This window comes from Ignavibacteriales bacterium (assembly GCA_026390595.1).
GTDB lineage: Bacteria > Bacteroidota > Ignavibacteria > UBA10030 > UBA10030 > UBA9647.
The window spans coordinates 147,760-163,625 of record JAPLFQ010000005.1 but is presented as its reverse complement, the minus strand read 5'-3'; the positions used below and the strand labels follow the sequence as shown (position 1 = coordinate 163,625).

Genomic DNA, 15,866 nt, shown 5'->3' with positions numbered 1-15,866 from the left:
AGCACATCCGGCGTGGCCCTAAATTCGCTCGCACTCCTGCGATCGTATCCACCCCACCTTTCCATCCGCAAGCACAATCTTCACCCAATCTGCGACAGAATCACTCAGCTTCACTCTCAACCCCTCATGAATGACAAACGCGTCCAGGCTCTGAGAGTCGGGAGATGACTTTGCAGTCGCGACAGGCGTTGTGACAATTGCGTCGTTGCGCACACGCGTATCAGCGATTTGCGTCACAAGGAAGACGCCGATGGGAACGAGTGAGACCAGAGCGGCGATTGCAAGCGTACGGAGCAATCGCAGGATATTGGGACTCGTAAGCACGTACAGGGCTGCAAGACTCGCGAAAAGGATCAACCACGCGAAGACAAAAATCCATATTGTCGTGTGAAGCGGAACATACGAGGAGACCGTGCGCAACCACTCAATGAAAAACAATTCCGGCAGCGGCTCGATACGGTCGGCGGTCTTGAGGTTGACAAGAGCGAGATTGTGTCTGATGTCGGGATCGCTAGGGCGCAGGCGCAGTGCCCGCTCGTAAGCGATGATGGTCGGAGCCGTCCTTCCCAGACGATAGTACGAATTTCCAAGGTTGAAGTAAATCGCAGAGCTCCCGACTCCCTGTTTCAAGATGGTTTCGTACGCCGCTGCCGCCTGGTCGAACTTGCCGTCGCGATACAATGCGTTTCCGCGCTCGAACTCATCCGCCGCCGTCTGGCCCATGACAAGGGTAGACAAGCTGCAGAGAAGAACCGACACTATGATGTGGATCCGTGCCTTCATGGTTTCTTGCTGAACGTTCGTTCCACACTGTTGATAATTCCGGCGGCCGTATCGAGAACTTCCGACCGGGCCTCCTGTGTGTCGGAAGCCGGAGCAAAGCGCGCAAATTCAGCCCTCTCAATACATGACCGCAGCGATTGGACAGTCTCCTGCGGAACATGGTGCTGTTCCAGAAGCGACGCTGCATCATCAATGGTCAGTGATGCCTTGGCGATGTGAAGCTTGTCTTCGAGGTACCCCATGATCGCCTTCGAAATCTCAGCATGGTAGTTCTCTGTGTTTCCCTGGGAGAGGAGTTTTCGCGCCTGCTTCAATCGCTTCGATGCCTCGCGCCCCGCTTTGGCAAATCGTAATTGATCAATTTTGCCGGAAAGCTTCTCTTGTCGTTTTCGGTAGGCAAACGCGGCAAAGAATGCCATCGGCGGAACAACAAAGAGAGTGAATAACCAGGTGCCGGCGAAGAGTGATTGGCCGATGGGTTGCAACTCACCCATGGTGAGCTTCAGAAATCGAATATCCTCTCCAAGAAGCCGCACATCCGACTTCGCGGCAATGGAGACGCCGCCGCTCACGTCTTTTCCCTGCAGAACGGAGAAGTCGAAGCGCTGGGAATGGATTGTGCTGTACGCATTCCGGTCGAGATCGAAATACGTGAACAAAATCGGCTCGATCGCCCGATCGCCCGCATTGCGCGGAATGATGAGATACTCGGCGATCTTTTTTCCTCTGATAACACCGCCGTCGCGGGTGACCTCATCGGAGATTTTTGGATCATATGCTTCAAAATCAGCCGGGAGGTTCGGTTTCGGGGGATTCAGAAGCTTGATGTTTCCGGAACCCGTCACGGTGAGCCGCAGGGTGATCGGATCACCAGTCTTGACTTCCCTCTTGTCCACCGTTGCGGTGAATGTGAACCGTCCGACCGCGCCCGTGAATGATGCGGGGGGATTGCCCGGTAAGGGATCCACAGTGAGAGTCAGCGGGTTTGATTTGAATTCGTGCTCGATGGTTTGCGTTCGTGCAAAGAAAGGGTCATTGAAGAATGAATCGAACGGGTCATTGCTCTTTTTTTGCGACTGGACCTGATATGCGCAGCGGACTTCAAGCGGTGAGATGACGAGCTTCCCGCTTTGCGTCGGGAAGAGAGACGACTTTCGGATCGTTGCGACGCGGTACTGTTTCCCCTCGATGGTTTCATTTGTAACCGTGGGCTGTTTCGGCTGTTCAATCTCTTCTGCCCAAAAGCCCTGGTACACGGGCGCTTTGGCGATGTCATAACCATTGACCGCGAGCCGCGGATTCATAAGGAGCTTGTAGGTAATCGTCACCGGCTCTCCTTGTTTGACGCGCTGCCTGTCTGCAAAAGCCCGGATAAGGAGGTTGTCGCCGATATTCTGGATGTTATCCGGTTCCTTTTGCTGGGTCTTGGGTTTGCCCTGCACGACTTCGATCGGAACCGGTTTTGTTTGAAGCGTCGTCCCTTTGTACTCGATGCTGGCTGATGCAACGGTGTACTTGCCAACCTGTTGCGCGTATAAATAATAGGTGTAGGTCACAGACCCCGACATCTGTCCGTTGATAAATTGCATATTGGTGGATTGATTGGGTCCGCTGAGGACGACGAACGGGGCGAAATTCGGCGCCTTGAAATTCTTGATGCCGTTGACGTCAGAACCGGAAACAGTAAACGAGACCTCAAAACGATCCCCTGTTCCCACGCTCGAGCGATCAACGCTGGCGACGAATGTTCCGTTCTGTGCTGCCGCGGTCATCGCGAAGACGACGAACAGCATTATCTGTCCTACAACAGTTCTCACTACCAATCTTTCTCAATGATGATTTTTGAAGCCACCCGCTTCCTCAGCTTCTTTTGAATATCCTTTTCGTTGTTCCGGAGAGCATCGAGGATGCGTTCAGCCTGTTGCTTCTGCATCTGGTTTTTTTGCTGCTGGCTCGTCTGATCCGGTTTCGCTTGCTGTTGTTGCGGCGGTTGTTGCTGTTGCTGCTGGTTCTTTTCGTCCTGCTTGTCCTGGTTTTGTTGATCCTGATTCTTCTGCTGGTCTTGCTTGTTCTGTTGGTTCTGGTCTTGTTTGTCTTTGTTATCCTTGTTGTCTTTTTTGTCCTGCTTGTCCTGTTTCTTCTGGTCCTGCTGCTTCTTCAGGCGGTCTCTTGCGAGAAGGTAGTTATAGCGCGCGTCCTCGTCCTTCGGATCCAATCGGAGCGAACGCTTGTAGCTTTCGACGCTCTCCTCGAATTTATTCGATTTGAAGAAGGTGTTGCCGATGTTATAATAAGCCATTTCCTTGTCCGCAGGCGACTTGGAGGCCGCGAGGCGGCTTGCATAGATCCGCTGCGCCTCATCTGCGCGCTGCTGCTTGTAGTATGCATTGCCGAGATTGAACTGAGCCTCGCGGGAAGAGGTGTCTTTTGCGAGGGCTTTCTTGTATTCTGCCTCGGCGTCGGCGTATTTTGTTTTTGCGTATGCCTCATTGCCGCTCGCAACGTGCGAGCGAACCGTCTGAGCCGACGCGGACGCGATGCAGACGATCATGAGAAGCGGGACCACGCGCCCAACAGGGAGGATGCGCATGAGTCGGGTCAGGAATTTGCCGCGGCGCTCCGAAAGCAAAAGCTCGATGATGAGCAGAAGAATCGCCAGCGTGAGCGGGTACTGAAACTGATCTTCGAATCCGGTGACCTGGAGACTTGCCATCTCGGTCTTCTGCAACGAAGCGAGCTCTTTATGAATTTCGTCGATTTCGTTTCCGGCGTTTGTTGCCCGACGGTAGCTGCCGCCTGTTGCGAGGGCGATCTGCTGGAGTGCCGACTCGTCGAGTTTCGTGAGAACGATATTTCCGGCGCGGTCATGCTTGTAATCAACTCGCTCCCCGCTTGCCCCATAGATAGGGATGGGGTTTCCTTCCGGCGTTCCCATGCCGATCGTAAACACCCGTGCCCCCTCTTTCCTCGCCTTCTCCACCGCACCGGCAACATCACCTTCGGTGTTTTCGCCGTCGCTGACAACCACAATGGCCTTCTGCGTCGGAAGGTCTTTCCGGAAAGATTTCAGCGAGACTTCAATAGCGCTGCCGATCATTGTTCCCGGCACCGGCACCGCCTCGACATCGACCGCATTGAGAAACAGATCCGCTGCCGAGTAATCCGCCGTCAAAGGAAACTGAACAAAAGCCTCTCCTGCAAACACCACAAGCCCAACGCGATCCCCCTGCAATTTACGCAACAAATCGGAAACATCTCGCTTTGCTTTCTCAAGCCGGCTGGGACGGATGTCCTCGGCCTTCATGCTGAGGGAAACATCCAGCGCAATGAAGAGATCTATACCTTCCCGCTTAATCTCTTCGAGCCGCGTTCCTACCTGCGGATTCGCCGCGGCTACAATCAGGCACGCAAGCGAGAACAGGAAGAGCGCCTGTTTCACGGTTCTTTTGGCAGTGCTCGCATCGGGTGCCAGCTGAGCAACCAAGGGCTCAGAGACGAACTCGCGCAGCAACTGCTTTCGCCGGTGATGAAGGAAAAAGAAGGCGAGAGCAAGCGCTGGAATGAGCAACAAGGCCCAGAGATATGTTGAATGTGCGAAACGAAGCATAAGGGCTGTTGGCTTTTAGCTATTAGCTGCTGGCTTCAAGTTGAAAGTCTCGTGATAAAAGCGTTGAGCATCTTTTTGATCTCGGTCAACTCTTGCTGGAGTGACTCGTATTCGACATCAGTCAGGAGCTTGAGATCGTGTGAAAGCAAAAGGTGATACTCGAGCTCGGTGCCGGAGCCCAAAGCGACAACCAAGAACCGGCAAGAATCTGCATCTGTCTTTCGGCCACATCCTTCTGCGATATTGGCAGCAATCGAACTGCTTGCTCTACGGATCTGGCTTGTCAATCCGTACATTTCCTCTTTGGGAAACTTTTTTGTCACGTTGTAGACGTGTAACGTGAGGCTATGAGCTTTCTGCCATACGCGTAATTCCCGGAAATCTTTCATAGTCAGGCTTTCACACAATGGCACGAAGACAATCGGAGTTATTCGCTAACAGCTAATTGCCAACAGCTAACGGCTTTTTGCTACGGAATCTTCCTCAACACCGTAGTTGCCAATCCGAATTCCAGCATCAACATAAACAACCCCCCAAAAAGCCACCCATAAAACTTCTCCGAATACCGTTTGTAGGCGGTCACTTCAATTTTGGAACGTTCGAGCTGATCAATTTCCTTATAAATCGCCTTCAGCTTTCTGTTATCGGTGGCGCGGTAGTACTTGCCGCCGGTCATATCGGCAACCGCCGAGAGCGTTTTTTCGTCGAGGTCGACAGGAATGAGCCTTCGCTGTATGCCAAAGGGCGTTTCAACGGGATAAGGGGCTTCGCCCTGAGCTCCGACTCCAACAGTATAGACACGAATGGCAAATGTCGCCGCGATCTTCGCTGCCGTGATGGGATCAATTTCGCCCCGGTTGTTCACACCGTCCGTCAACAGGATCATCACACGACTCTTTGCCTTGCTGTCTTTGAGACGGTTGACGCCGTTGGCGAGGGCGAGCCCGATCGCTGTTCCGTCGGTGATCATGCCGTTCTTCACTTCCTTGAGGAGTGATTTCAGAACCGGATAGTCGGTTGTAAGCGGACACTGCGTGAAACTCTCGGCTGAAAAAATCACCAGGCCGATGCGGTCGTTCGCGCGCCCGTCGATGAATTCCTCGGCAACCTGTTTCGCCGCCTGCATGCGGTTCGGCGTAAAATCTTCGGCAAGCATACTGCCGGAGATGTCAAGAACAAGCACGATGTCGATTCCCTCTGTCGACACATTTTCTTTGCTGGATACCGATTGCGGGCGCGCCAGGGCGACAATAAAGAGAGCGAGCGCGGCGAGGCGGAGCCAGAGCGGTGCCAGATGCAGTCTCTCACGCAGCGTGCGGGGCGTATGGTCGAACGGCTGAAGGGAAGAGAAGGTCACCTCTGTGACCATCGTTCTTCGCCGTCTCCAGAAGACGAATCCGAGCACCGGAATCAGGAACAGGAACCAAAGCACCCATGGATATGCAAACCCGTCACCGAACATTCTCCACCTCCTGCTCTTCCGGTTGAGGTGTCGGTTTCGGGATCATGGCCCGGACAATTTCGTATGCCCAGCGAAGTTCATGGTCGTGATCCTCGGGGGCCGGGACATACTTCGCGAATTTGACGAGATCTGCCGTGGTAAAGAAGGAGCGAAATTCTTTGAGCAGCGCTTGAGCTTCAGGGAGCTTCAGGAGCTGCGCGAGGATTTCATCCGATGTCGATTCAAGGGCAAGCACGCCATATTGATCCTCGACGAATCGGCGGACGATTTCTGTCACCTCGGAATAGTACTGCTTGACCATTCCCTGCTGCCACAGGTGTTTCTCTTCAAGGACGCGTAATGCCGAGAGCGCCACCTGACCCGGAGGTATGGACGGTTTGATCGGTACAAACCCCTCCTCACGCCGTTTCTTCCACCTGCGATAGTAATAGTATCCGAGAGCAGCGAGCGCAAGAACCAGAAGAGCTATCAGGTACGGCAGGAAGTCTTCGAATCTCCACGGAGCATCCAGCGGTGGCTTGATGTCCTTGATATCCCCCTTGGGATCGAACGGTATGCTCACGATGGAAAGAGAAATTGGATTGGAATAAGCGATGCGTTGCAGGGTGTCCTGCCGGTGTTTGTACCAGAACGCCACGGGAGGAATGAACACGTCTCCCGTATCGAACATCGTAAGCTTGAAAACCCATTCCTGACGCCCGCCTGCGGCGCGAGGGGCGTCGATGGCAAGAACCTCGAAGGCGCCAACGCTGTCTCTGACCGCCGGAGCGAGGGAATCCACATCTGCCGGCAATTCAGCAGAAACGTGCAGAAGAATCCAGTCTCCGATCTTATATTGAGCGGAGTCCGTGCGCGCTGTGACCCGGGGTTCCTGAGCCCGGGCCGCCACGGCGAAAAGCACAAGCAATATGCCGGTAACGATCCGTTTCATCGTATACGATTGAGGGGAATTGACCGCACCTACCAACGCCGCTCCCGTAGTCTGAAGAAATCAACGAGAGGTTTCATGTATGGCTTGTCGAGGCGGATATCGATACTGTCTAATTTCGCTTTGATAAACGTCGTCTTTCTCGAGTCCTCCACCGCATGTCGATAGGCCCGGTATGCGGTGAGCACCCTTGGATCGGCCGTGTCAACCCATCGTTGCGCTCCCGTTTCTGCGTCGCGGAACGTCACAAGCCCCATACGCGGCAGCTCGTGTTCACGCGGGTCCAGAAGCCGGATGCCGATCAGGTCATGACGTTTTCCGGCGATGCGAAGAGAAGCCTCATAGCCGCTGTCCATGAAGTCGGAAATAACGAAAACGATACTCCGTTTCTTCAGCACGTGGTTGAGGTAGTCGAGAGCTCCCTTGATGCCGGTCGCCGAGTGCTTCGGCTCGAACGAAATGAGCTCCCGGACGATCCGCAGTACGTGCGACTGCCCCTTGCGCGGCGGAATAAATTTCTCGACCTGGTCGGAAAACAGAAGCGCCCCCACCTTGTCGTTGTTCTTCATCGCCGAGAACGCAAGGATGGCGCTGATCTCCAGTGCGATATCGCGCTTCAACTGTCCCTGTGATCCGAAAAACTGCGAGCCGCTGATGTCGACGAGCAGCATGACAGTCAGCTCACGCTCTTCCTCGAAGATCTTGATGAACGGGTGATCGAACCGTGCCGTGACGTTCCAATCGATCGTCCTCACGTCATCACCGATCTGGTATTCGCGCACCTCCGAGAAGGACATTCCCCGCCCCTTGAATACCGAGTGATATTCGCCGGAGAAGACCTGGTTCACCAGGCCGCGTGTGCGGATCTCAAGCTGGCGAACCTTTTTCAAAAGCTCTTTAGTTTCCAAAGCGGAGCAAGAACGAGTTTAGAGTCTTGGGTTTAAAGTTTCGAGTTTCAAGTTCTGGGTTTTATCGAATCGACAACTGGAAATCGACAATCGACAATTCCAGGTTTCACGCCGGGTTAATCGACAATGTTAAGGCACTTCGATGTGATTCAGAATTTCCTGGACCACATGTTCCGGCGTAATCTCCTCCGCCTCAGCTTCGTACGTAACCGCCACGCGGTGGCGCAGCACGTCGAGGCTGATTGCCCGAACGTCTTCCGGAATGACGTAGCCGCGACGCTTGATGAACGCATGGGCTTTCGACGCGAGTGCGAGGTTGATTGATGCACGGGGTGACGCACCGTAGCTGATGAGCGGTGCAATCTTCTCCAGTTTGAACTGCGCCGGCTCCCGCGTTGCGATGACGATATCGAGAATGTAGCGCTCGATCTTTTCGTCCATGTAGACGCTCTTGAGAACTTCGCGGGCAGCGAGGATTTCCTTCGGAGAAACAACGGGCTTAATGTCGCGTTGTTCACCGAGGACGTTCTGGCGCATGATCAGGAGCTCTTCTTCACGTGACGGATATCCGATTTTCACCTTTAACATGAAACGGTCGACCTGAGCCTCCGGGAGGGGATAAGTTCCTTCCTGCTCAATCGGGTTTTGTGTCGCGAGCACAAGAAATGGCTCGTCGAGTTTGAACGTCTCTTCGCCGATGGTTATCTGGCGTTCCTGCATTGCTTCGAGCAGCGCGCTCTGGACTTTTGCCGGGGCGCGGTTGATCTCGTCTGCGAGTATGAAGTTGGCGAAGATCGGTCCGCGGCGGGTGAAGAACTTCCCGTCCTTCTGGTTGTAGATCATCGTGCCGATAAGATCGGCCGGGAGGAGGTCGGGAGTGAACTGGATGCGCTGAAACTTCGCGCTGATGGCGGCCGCGAGCGTCTTAATCGTGAGCGTTTTCGCAAGACCCGGGACACCCTCCAGCAAAATGTGCCCATTGCAGAGAAGGCCGATCAGCAGCCGGTCGACCATCTGCTTCTGTCCGACGATGGCTTTGCTGATCTCGCTGGTCAAATTTTCGATGAACCCGCTCTCGCGCTGAATCATCTCATTGATTGTCTTAATATCCACTCGATCCTCCTAAGTCATTGACTCCAAAATAGTTCCGTACACGTATTGGACGAAAAAAATGGCGGAACTGTTCCGCCTTCCTCTGAAAATAAAATAATTCGACCCACGCAACAGATTCTCCGAGAACCTGGTGGGCGGCTCGGGATAGTTGTCAGCTTTCAGCCACATGTGCACTACCAATGCAAATTTAGCAATTAATGGCCGAGGATGCAATCGACGTAAGAACGGGCACGGGAGGGGAAAGGTTTCAGAAACGGAACCTTTGCATTCCGCCGGCCGTTGGCAACTGTGTGGCAGGTGAGAGACATGAAGAGTCAAGAAAGGACAAGAAATGTTAGATACTCCGGGTAAACGAAAAGTTGGCGTTGTCGGTACGGGGTTGGTGGGGTCGTCGTTTGTGTACGCGCTGATGATCCGGGAGCTGGCAACAGAAATCGTTCTCGTCGACGTCGACAACGAAAAGGCGATCGGCGAGATGATGGATTTCAATCATGGCTTGTCGTTCAGCAAGCCGGTGAAGATTGTTGCGGGAAGTTACGCTGACCTGAGCGGCGCACAGGTTGTCGTTATCGCCGCAGGAGCGTCGCAGCAGCCGGGCGAGACCCGGTTGGACCTTCTCGCCAGAAACGTAAAAATATTCCGGTCCATCGTTCCGGATGTTGTTCGACACAACCCGGACGGCATTATCCTGATCGCGACAAATCCCGTTGATATCCTCACGCACATCTCGTTGAAGGAATCACGCCTGTCGACGGCAAAAGTCATCGGGTCCGGTACAATACTGGATACTTCCCGTTTCAGATTCCTCCTCGGCCAATATTATGGCGTTGATGCCCGGAGTGTTCATGCGTACATCATCGGTGAACATGGAGACAGCGAAATCCCCCTGTGGAGCCTGGCCAACATCGGCGGCGTGCGCCTCCAGGAGTTTGCTCCGTTGCAGAACAAACAATACAACCAGTCTGACATGGACGGGCTCTTTATGAGCGTTCGCGACGCGGCGTACGAGATTATCAAGAGAAAAGGGGCGACATACTATGCGATCGGATTGGGGCTCGTGGCGATCGTGGAGACGATTCTGGGTGATTATCGGAGCGTTCTCTCGGTCTCCACGATGATGACGGGAGAGTACGGCGTGACCGACATGAGCCTCAGCCTGCCGTGTGTTGTTGGAGGGAACGGGGTGGAAGAAATCCTGACGCTGAACCTGAGCAAGGACGAAGAGAAGGGGTTTCGCTCATCCGCAGAGAAACTGAAAACAACACTGAAATCGTTTGGTGGATGACCCCGGGAAGCAGCACACAGATGACACAGAAAAAGCACGAGATCACCATAGAGCTGCCAATCAGCGGCGATCTCGTATCATCAGTGCCATCTGTGTGCCTTCTTTCGATCTGCCCGCTCTATTTCGCCGACGGGTCTGACTGCATCATGCCAAAAATGTTTCCTTCGGAGTCTTTACAGTAGGCGAGCCACCCCATGCCCGGGATCGGCATCTTCGGAACCGCCATCTGCCCTCCTTGTGCCAGCGCTTTCGCAACCGAATCGTCAAGTGACGCAACTTCAACCGTGCAGACGTAGGCGATAACCGCGGTGCCGTCGATCGTCCCCTGGCGCTTCACGAGGCCGCCATCGATACCCGGCTCCGATTTGGATCCGGTGTACACAACCCAGTATTCCACCGTTCCCCACTGTTCGAATTTCCAGCCAAAGAGATCCTGATAAAATGTAATTGCACGCCCTGGGTTCTCAGCGTGGATTTCGAAATGAATGACACGGTTCATCGGTGACCCCTTCTGTGTAATGGTTGTGTGAAAGTATTTGAATTCACGGTACAACGAAGGACAGGATGGCAAGATAGTCGCTCTCCCATGAGGTTGTCAACAGCGATCTTCACCTCGCCGTTCCCTCTGCATCGTCACAGCGCAAATTGTCCGCCGAACGCCCTCTTGTTGTCCGAGAGTTCACCCGCCCGCCGATCTATATGGCGGGACTCCCGGACTTGCCCCCTCTTCGAGAGTTTAACTCTCGAAGAACGATTGGGTGTAACATGTTTTTCCTAGTTCTCAGTTTCATTTCATCTGAACTTTGAATAAACTCCCGCATCGAAGTCACGCTCACCTCATTGATCCGGAGTTTACGTATGAAACGACGCGACGCACTTAAGCTGGCCGGAGCAACACTCGCGGCTGTTCCGTTTTCCACGCTCCCAGGGTTTGAACTGTTCGAACACAGGAAGCTCGAACTTGACAACGATGTCTTGCGGCAGCTTGACCGCTTGATTGGCGAACCCGTGTGCCGCTGCGAAGTCCGGATGGAACGGGGAGGGGCGCGTCTTTATCTTAACGGCAAGGAAGAATACCCGCTCCTGGCAGTGAGTTCGAGTCTGTTGCAAACCGTGCAATCCTACCGGAAAATGGGAATCCGATTTATCCATCCACTCATTGGCATGGAAGACGGTTGGATTGGGCCCGGCAAATATGACTGGACGCGATTCGACAAGTACTTCGCGAAACTTCTGGAGCTTGTTCCCGACGCGTTCATACTTCCGCGCCTCCATCCGTATGCACCAACCTGGTGGAAAGAAGCTCATCCCGACGAACTCATCAAGTGTGGACTTCCGATTGACCCCGGTCAATTTAAGATCGCGCCTCAGGTGATTGAAGGGGGCTTCAATTGGTCGGCGCTGGGCGATCCATACGCTGCGTCGTTTGCATCGGAAATCTATAAACAGGATGCAGCAGCGATGTTGCGTGATTTTCTGAAACACATGGAAGCCTCGCCGCTCAAGAGCAGAATGATGGGGTACCAGATTTCTGGCATGCATACTGGTGAATGGCACTATCTTGGCTGCAGGTGGATGCCGGACTACAGCGCTCCTATGGAGAGAGTCGCCGGACCGATTCCGTCGCCGGAACGGCGGATCGACAAGAACGGGCCATTAATGCGCGATCCGGAAAAAGACCGTGACGTCATCGAGTTCCTGCATAAATATCACAAGAATACCGCTGAAACGGTGGCGATGTTCGGGAAGGTTATTAAAGAAGAAACTGCACGTCGCGTCATCTGCGGCACGTTTTTCTGCTACGTGCTTGAGAACGTGATGATACAGGAAGCGGGGCACCTCGTGCCGGAGGCGGTACTCACCTCGCCGGACTTCGACTATATAGCCACTCCCTACACGTACCAACGGAGCAACGTGCCGGGCAATCAGCGTTGGAACAGCGATGTGATTGATGATGCCGGCAACTGGCTGGGCCGAGCGCGCGGGGTTGGGGGAGACGGTGCATATCGTGTCCTGAGCGAATCTATCCGGCGTAACAACAAGATGTTCATCTCGGAAATGGATCCGAGCACCTATGTCGAGCCGTACAGAAGAAGTGAAGGAGGAGACGGTTCAGACACCGTCGAAGGAACGCTCAAGATTCTTCAACGCGATCTCGGTCAGGTCTTTGCAACGGGGCATGCCGGATGGTTGTTCGACTTCGGTCACCTCATGCCGCCCTTCCAGGCGAACAAAGGATGGTTCGATACGCCGCCCATGATCAAAGTCGTCAAATCCTTTGTCGACATGGGGGCGAAGTACCGTCAGAAACTTGATATCAGTCCTGTCTCGGAAATCGCGGCGGTGTACGAACCGAAATCGTGGCTTGCGACGCAGAACTGGTGGGCGGAATCGCCCTGGGACGGTTTTGGAATCGTCATCAGCGACTACTTTGGACACTGGATGGTGAACTCGCAGGCACGCACGTTCAACCGTGTCGGCGCGCCGACAGACTTCATGTATCGTTTCGATCTGAAGCCGGACGACCGGTCAAAGTTCAAACTCTTCCTTATGGTCAACACATTCTTCCTGACACCGGATGAAGTGGAAAAACTTCAGGCTCTTTTCAAGGGGAGCGGTGCGACAGTTGTGTGGTTCTACGCTCCGGGTTACATTGGTCCCGAGCGGTTCGAGCCGAAGCAGATGGAAACGCTGACGGGATTCTCCTTCAAGCGTATGGATGAGCCCGGACCGATGATGATCCGCTGTTCAATAGACGATGCGGGGATGAAATTCTTCCGCGACTTCGGAGTAAAGAAGCCGCACTATCCGCGGTTTGCAGTGATCCCCGGAAACGACAAAGGAATCCGGATCCATGGCAGGTGGACAGACAACAATGAAATTGCTTTTGCGAGCAGGGAACACGACGGATTCACATCGTACTATGCTGGTGCCGGTCCGCTGCCGGTAGAAGTGCTTCGATGGATCGCAGAGAAGGCTGGAGTGAACATGTGGAGCTCAAAACCGGACAACGTCCGTGCGACGAAGGGGGCTGCGATGGTTGTCGCTACAGACAGAGGCGAGAGGACGGTTCGTTTTCCGAAGCCGATGGCTCCGGTTGAAGGCGGACCAGCGAAAAAAGAGCATCGTCTCTCGATGGAGTTCGGCGAGGTAAGGGTGTTTGTAGTGAAGGTGTAACAATACGCTACTTCATTATTCTACATTCGATTGTTCGATATTGATCCAGGCACAATCGGCACTCAGCGCTCAGCTATCAGCCTTCGGCAGTCAGATGGAAGGCGCCCCGTACCCGGTGAGAAACCCGACTTCTACCCGCGGGAAACCCAGCAGAAATCGGGCTTCTACCTCGTCGGTGCGTGGCACCCACCCGGCGCGCCGATTCATGTTCCAGAATCGGCCCGCATTTCCGAGGCTATATCCGCCTTCGTCTTCGGAGCATTGAAACAAGCAAGAGCGTGAGCAGGCACGCCACGACGACGCCAGCGATACCCACCGCCCACCAGTTCACCTGCCGTGACTCCACCCACATGGTGTATTCAGTGTGGTGGGCATAATCCTTGAAATCGCGCCATGTCGCCACGTTTCCTTCAACCTCTCTTGCATTGGATCCCGTAACGATTCCAGGCATCGCGACTTTTGTCACAAATTTGTGCGAGTCCGTCGTCTGTTCGAACTCGACTCTGCGCTTGATCTCATCGAACCCCGACGCATTGGCTTTCCACGCTGCATAAGCAGCTGGATTCTTCAGCACGACGGCGAAGACAACGGGCAAATTATCAATCTTTCCTTTCTCGATCGCCCCCGCCGAGCGCTTATAAAGAGAATCCTTGAGTTGCTCGACCATGGCGGTCGTGAGTGAGGAATTGTTCAGTGACCGCACGCCGCCCAGAAAGGCTTTGAAGACAGGCTCGAAACGGTTTCTCCATTGCCACTCCTGAAGGCGGGGCCAGATACTCTCGAAGGCAAGGCTGTCCCCGCGCGTCGCAAGCTCCTTGGCCGAGTCGCCGCGTAACATCATCGTATTCATCCAATCGAGTTCCGCCCTCGAAACAAACTCCGTCATGGGTATGGAAGTAAACTGGTCAAACGGAAGGTTAACCTCCCGATACCGGAAGACGGTGAAAAACCACCGGAACGATTTGTCCAGCTCGAACCTGTACTGAAGAGTCCTGCCAAAAGTACCCTTCAGGACACGGTTCATTTCGTCTGCATTCTGAAACACCCTGATTGCCGTCAGCGTGAAGTTTTTATCTTTGCCCGGAGACTTGGCAATGCTTCTGCTCCAGGAAGAGTCGAGCTCAACGGGGAAATTTCCGCCATAGACCCCGGCCGAATCGCCCGTGAATGTGATCGTCCGGACAATACTCCCATTGCTGTTCACCTGGCTTGTCGACGTGATGTCGAGGCATCCGCTGAGCAGTAGAACACACGCGCAGCAGGAGATAAGAAGTGATGAAAACCCGTTTGTTTGCATACATTAGACTCCTTCATGCCGGGCGCGGAAGGTCAGCTCGGCGGTTGCTTTCACTTCGTTCACGATTTTTTCAAATGTCTTCTTGTCAATCTGCAGGGCTGCAGTTCCCAGGATGGTCGGGAGGTTTCTTAGACTACTACCCGACAGGAAGGTGTCCACATCTTTCACCGGAACATCGATTCGATCGTTCGATACCGTGAGGGAAGCATTTTCGTGGAGAGATTTGAGCGTTTCTGATTGTGCAATTTCCTGGAGCGTCTTCGACTCCATTGTATACATTGCCTCAGCGGTTTCTTTTCGGTTCGGGGATGCCATGCGCTGTTCAAGGTCCGAGATGTCGTTCAGCATCGCGAACAACTGAAGCATGGATGTCGTGGTGATAAACAAGATAATCGCTACAGACGCGTACCGCACAGAGGGGATCAGGAAGAAATCGAGTACTTGGGCAAGGACATTCACGGGTCGTGGTGCAGTGGACTCGGCCCGTACGCGTCGAAGGATATCTGCTGTGAGTTTCTCGGGATTCTTCGGAGCTGGAATAAACGCGCCGAGGCGACCGATGAAACCGTCGGCCCGCTGGATCCGTTGCAGTTCGAGAGCACACCGCTCACAGATCCTCAAATGCTGGCGAAGCTCATCTGATTCCTGTTTGGAGATCTCCCCCGAGCGATTCAGATGCAGAAATCGCTGATACCGTTCGCAGCTCATACGTCACCCCTCACAACTCCATAATGTCGCACCAGCATATCCCGGATAGATTTCCGCGCATAGTGCAGGTTCGTCTTCACGCTTCCGATCGAAAGGCCTGTTATTTCAACAACTTCGTCCACGGTCAAATCCTGAAGATCCCGCAGGGTGAACACAAGTTTCTGTGTTCGTGAAAGCCGGTTGGAAAGTGTCTTGATAATCTCGGCCAACTGTTCGTGCGATCTCATCGTTTCCCAATTGCGTTCATCGGGCAGATCTTCCATGGCAGGGTCGCGGTCGCTCGAGAAAAAAAGGCTTCTGCTCCGCTTGAGAGATCGGAATCTGTCCACACACAAGTTGGAGACAATCTTGTAAAGCCATGTCGAGAATTTCTGATGCGGATCATAGCGATCGATGTTTTTCCAGACACGGAGGAACGATTCCTGGACCACATCAGACGCTTCCGCCTCGTCGCAAAGAAATTTCATAGCAAGAGAGAATGCGTACGGCTGGTATGTTCTAACAAGCGCTTCAAACTGCTCAAGATCTCTGCATTGTGAGCGGCTGACCACATCTGGATGAATCGCTTCTGCCGGACCTGCCATATCGTTCTTGTATT

Annotated in this window: 14 protein-coding genes; 2 read left to right on the top strand and 12 right to left on the bottom strand. The window is 53.8% G+C overall.

Annotation, left to right across the window (positions count from 1 at the left end):
* Nucleotides 1–18: 18 nt before the first annotated feature.
* From NTU47_01365 to NTU47_01330, 8 genes are all read right to left on the bottom strand, one after another.
* Nucleotides 19–783 (bottom strand): tetratricopeptide repeat protein, encoded by a 765-nt coding sequence (locus tag NTU47_01365; GenBank protein ID MCX6132435.1) that lies wholly within the window; start codon nucleotides 781–783, stop codon nucleotides 19–21.
* Nucleotides 780–2,600, bottom strand: a complete 1,821-nt coding sequence (locus NTU47_01360) for a BatD family protein (protein MCX6132434.1) — start codon at nucleotides 2,598–2,600, stop codon at nucleotides 780–782. Before NTU47_01360 ends, NTU47_01365 begins: the two co-directional genes overlap by 4 nt.
* The gene (locus tag NTU47_01355; protein ID MCX6132433.1) at nucleotides 2,600–4,390 is read right to left on the bottom strand and encodes a VWA domain-containing protein; all 1,791 of its coding nucleotides are present in this window, start codon (nucleotides 4,388–4,390) and stop codon (nucleotides 2,600–2,602) included. Before NTU47_01355 ends, NTU47_01360 begins: the two co-directional genes overlap by 1 nt.
* A gap of 35 nt (nucleotides 4,391–4,425) precedes the next feature.
* Nucleotides 4,426–4,779 (bottom strand): four helix bundle protein, encoded by a 354-nt coding sequence (locus tag NTU47_01350; GenBank protein MCX6132432.1) that lies wholly within the window; start codon nucleotides 4,777–4,779, stop codon nucleotides 4,426–4,428.
* A gap of 80 nt (nucleotides 4,780–4,859) precedes the next feature.
* Entirely contained in the window at nucleotides 4,860–5,852 is a 993-nt protein-coding gene (locus NTU47_01345; protein MCX6132431.1) for a VWA domain-containing protein, read from the bottom strand.
* Complete coding sequence (locus NTU47_01340; protein ID MCX6132430.1) at nucleotides 5,842–6,783, bottom strand: hypothetical protein; 942 nt, start codon at nucleotides 6,781–6,783, stop codon at nucleotides 5,842–5,844. The genes NTU47_01345 and NTU47_01340 overlap by 11 nt, the downstream gene beginning before the upstream one ends.
* A 29-nt stretch (nucleotides 6,784–6,812) precedes the next feature.
* On the bottom strand, nucleotides 6,813–7,670 hold the full coding sequence (locus tag NTU47_01335; GenBank protein ID MCX6132429.1) for a DUF58 domain-containing protein: 858 nt from the start codon (nucleotides 7,668–7,670) through the stop codon (nucleotides 6,813–6,815).
* A 147-nt stretch (nucleotides 7,671–7,817) separates the two neighbouring features.
* On the bottom strand, nucleotides 7,818–8,801 hold the full coding sequence (locus NTU47_01330) for a MoxR family ATPase (GenBank protein MCX6132428.1): 984 nt from the start codon (nucleotides 8,799–8,801) through the stop codon (nucleotides 7,818–7,820).
* Nucleotides 8,802–9,132: 331 nt separating this feature from the next.
* On the opposite strand from NTU47_01330, the gene NTU47_01325 reads away from it, so the two are divergent.
* On the top strand, nucleotides 9,133–10,086 hold the full coding sequence (locus NTU47_01325; protein MCX6132427.1) for an L-lactate dehydrogenase: 954 nt from the start codon (nucleotides 9,133–9,135) through the stop codon (nucleotides 10,084–10,086).
* Between the two features lie 118 nt (nucleotides 10,087–10,204).
* Here the strand turns inward: NTU47_01325 and NTU47_01320 are convergent, their stop codons facing one another.
* Complete coding sequence (locus tag NTU47_01320; GenBank protein MCX6132426.1) at nucleotides 10,205–10,585, bottom strand: VOC family protein; 381 nt, start codon at nucleotides 10,583–10,585, stop codon at nucleotides 10,205–10,207.
* Nucleotides 10,586–10,944: 359 nt separating this feature from the next.
* Here NTU47_01320 and NTU47_01315 point away from each other — a divergent pair, with 359 nt between their 5' ends.
* The gene (locus NTU47_01315) at nucleotides 10,945–13,263 is read left to right on the top strand and encodes a hypothetical protein (GenBank protein ID MCX6132425.1); all 2,319 of its coding nucleotides are present in this window, start codon (nucleotides 10,945–10,947) and stop codon (nucleotides 13,261–13,263) included.
* Nucleotides 13,264–13,498: 235 nt separating this feature from the next.
* On the opposite strand, the gene NTU47_01310 is transcribed toward NTU47_01315, so the two are convergent.
* The 3 genes from NTU47_01310 to NTU47_01300 are packed head-to-tail and all read right to left on the bottom strand — an operon-like array spanning nucleotide 13,499 to nucleotide 15,852.
* Nucleotides 13,499–14,560: a hypothetical protein gene (locus NTU47_01310; GenBank protein ID MCX6132424.1), complete on the bottom strand. Its 1,062-nt coding sequence runs from the start codon at nucleotides 14,558–14,560 to the stop codon at nucleotides 13,499–13,501.
* 3 nt (nucleotides 14,561–14,563) lie between these two features.
* Nucleotides 14,564–15,268 carry a hypothetical protein gene (locus NTU47_01305; protein MCX6132423.1) on the bottom strand — a complete coding sequence of 235 codons (705 nt, stop codon included), beginning with the start codon at nucleotides 15,266–15,268 and terminating at the stop codon, nucleotides 14,564–14,566.
* Nucleotides 15,265–15,852, bottom strand: coding sequence for a sigma-70 family RNA polymerase sigma factor (locus NTU47_01300; GenBank protein MCX6132422.1), 588 nt, complete (start codon nucleotides 15,850–15,852; stop codon nucleotides 15,265–15,267). The genes NTU47_01305 and NTU47_01300 overlap by 4 nt, the downstream gene beginning before the upstream one ends.
* Between the last annotated feature and the right edge of the window lie 14 nt (nucleotides 15,853–15,866).

Excerpts from the sequence above, each read along its gene's own strand:
- NTU47_01300 (MCX6132422.1), bottom strand. The coding sequence starts at position 15,852 with ATGGCAGGTCCGGCAGAAGCGATTCATCCAGATGTGGTCAGCCGCTCA.
- NTU47_01320 (MCX6132426.1), bottom strand. The coding sequence starts at position 10,585 with ATGAACCGTGTCATTCATTTCGAAATCCACGCTGAGAACCCAGGGCGT.
- NTU47_01355 (MCX6132433.1), bottom strand. The coding sequence starts at position 4,390 with ATGCTTCGTTTCGCACATTCAACATATCTCTGGGCCTTGTTGCTCATT.
- NTU47_01340 (MCX6132430.1), bottom strand. The coding sequence starts at position 6,783 with ATGAAACGGATCGTTACCGGCATATTGCTTGTGCTTTTCGCCGTGGCG.
- NTU47_01365 (MCX6132435.1), bottom strand. The coding sequence starts at position 783 with ATGAAGGCACGGATCCACATCATAGTGTCGGTTCTTCTCTGCAGCTTG.
- NTU47_01315 (MCX6132425.1), top strand. The coding sequence starts at position 10,945 with ATGAAACGACGCGACGCACTTAAGCTGGCCGGAGCAACACTCGCGGCT.
- NTU47_01345 (MCX6132431.1), bottom strand. The coding sequence starts at position 5,852 with ATGTTCGGTGACGGGTTTGCATATCCATGGGTGCTTTGGTTCCTGTTC.
- NTU47_01310 (MCX6132424.1), bottom strand. The coding sequence starts at position 14,560 with ATGCAAACAAACGGGTTTTCATCACTTCTTATCTCCTGCTGCGCGTGT.
- NTU47_01325 (MCX6132427.1), top strand. The coding sequence starts at position 9,133 with ATGTTAGATACTCCGGGTAAACGAAAAGTTGGCGTTGTCGGTACGGGG.
- NTU47_01305 (MCX6132423.1), bottom strand. The coding sequence starts at position 15,268 with ATGAGCTGCGAACGGTATCAGCGATTTCTGCATCTGAATCGCTCGGGG.
- NTU47_01350 (MCX6132432.1), bottom strand. The coding sequence starts at position 4,779 with ATGAAAGATTTCCGGGAATTACGCGTATGGCAGAAAGCTCATAGCCTC.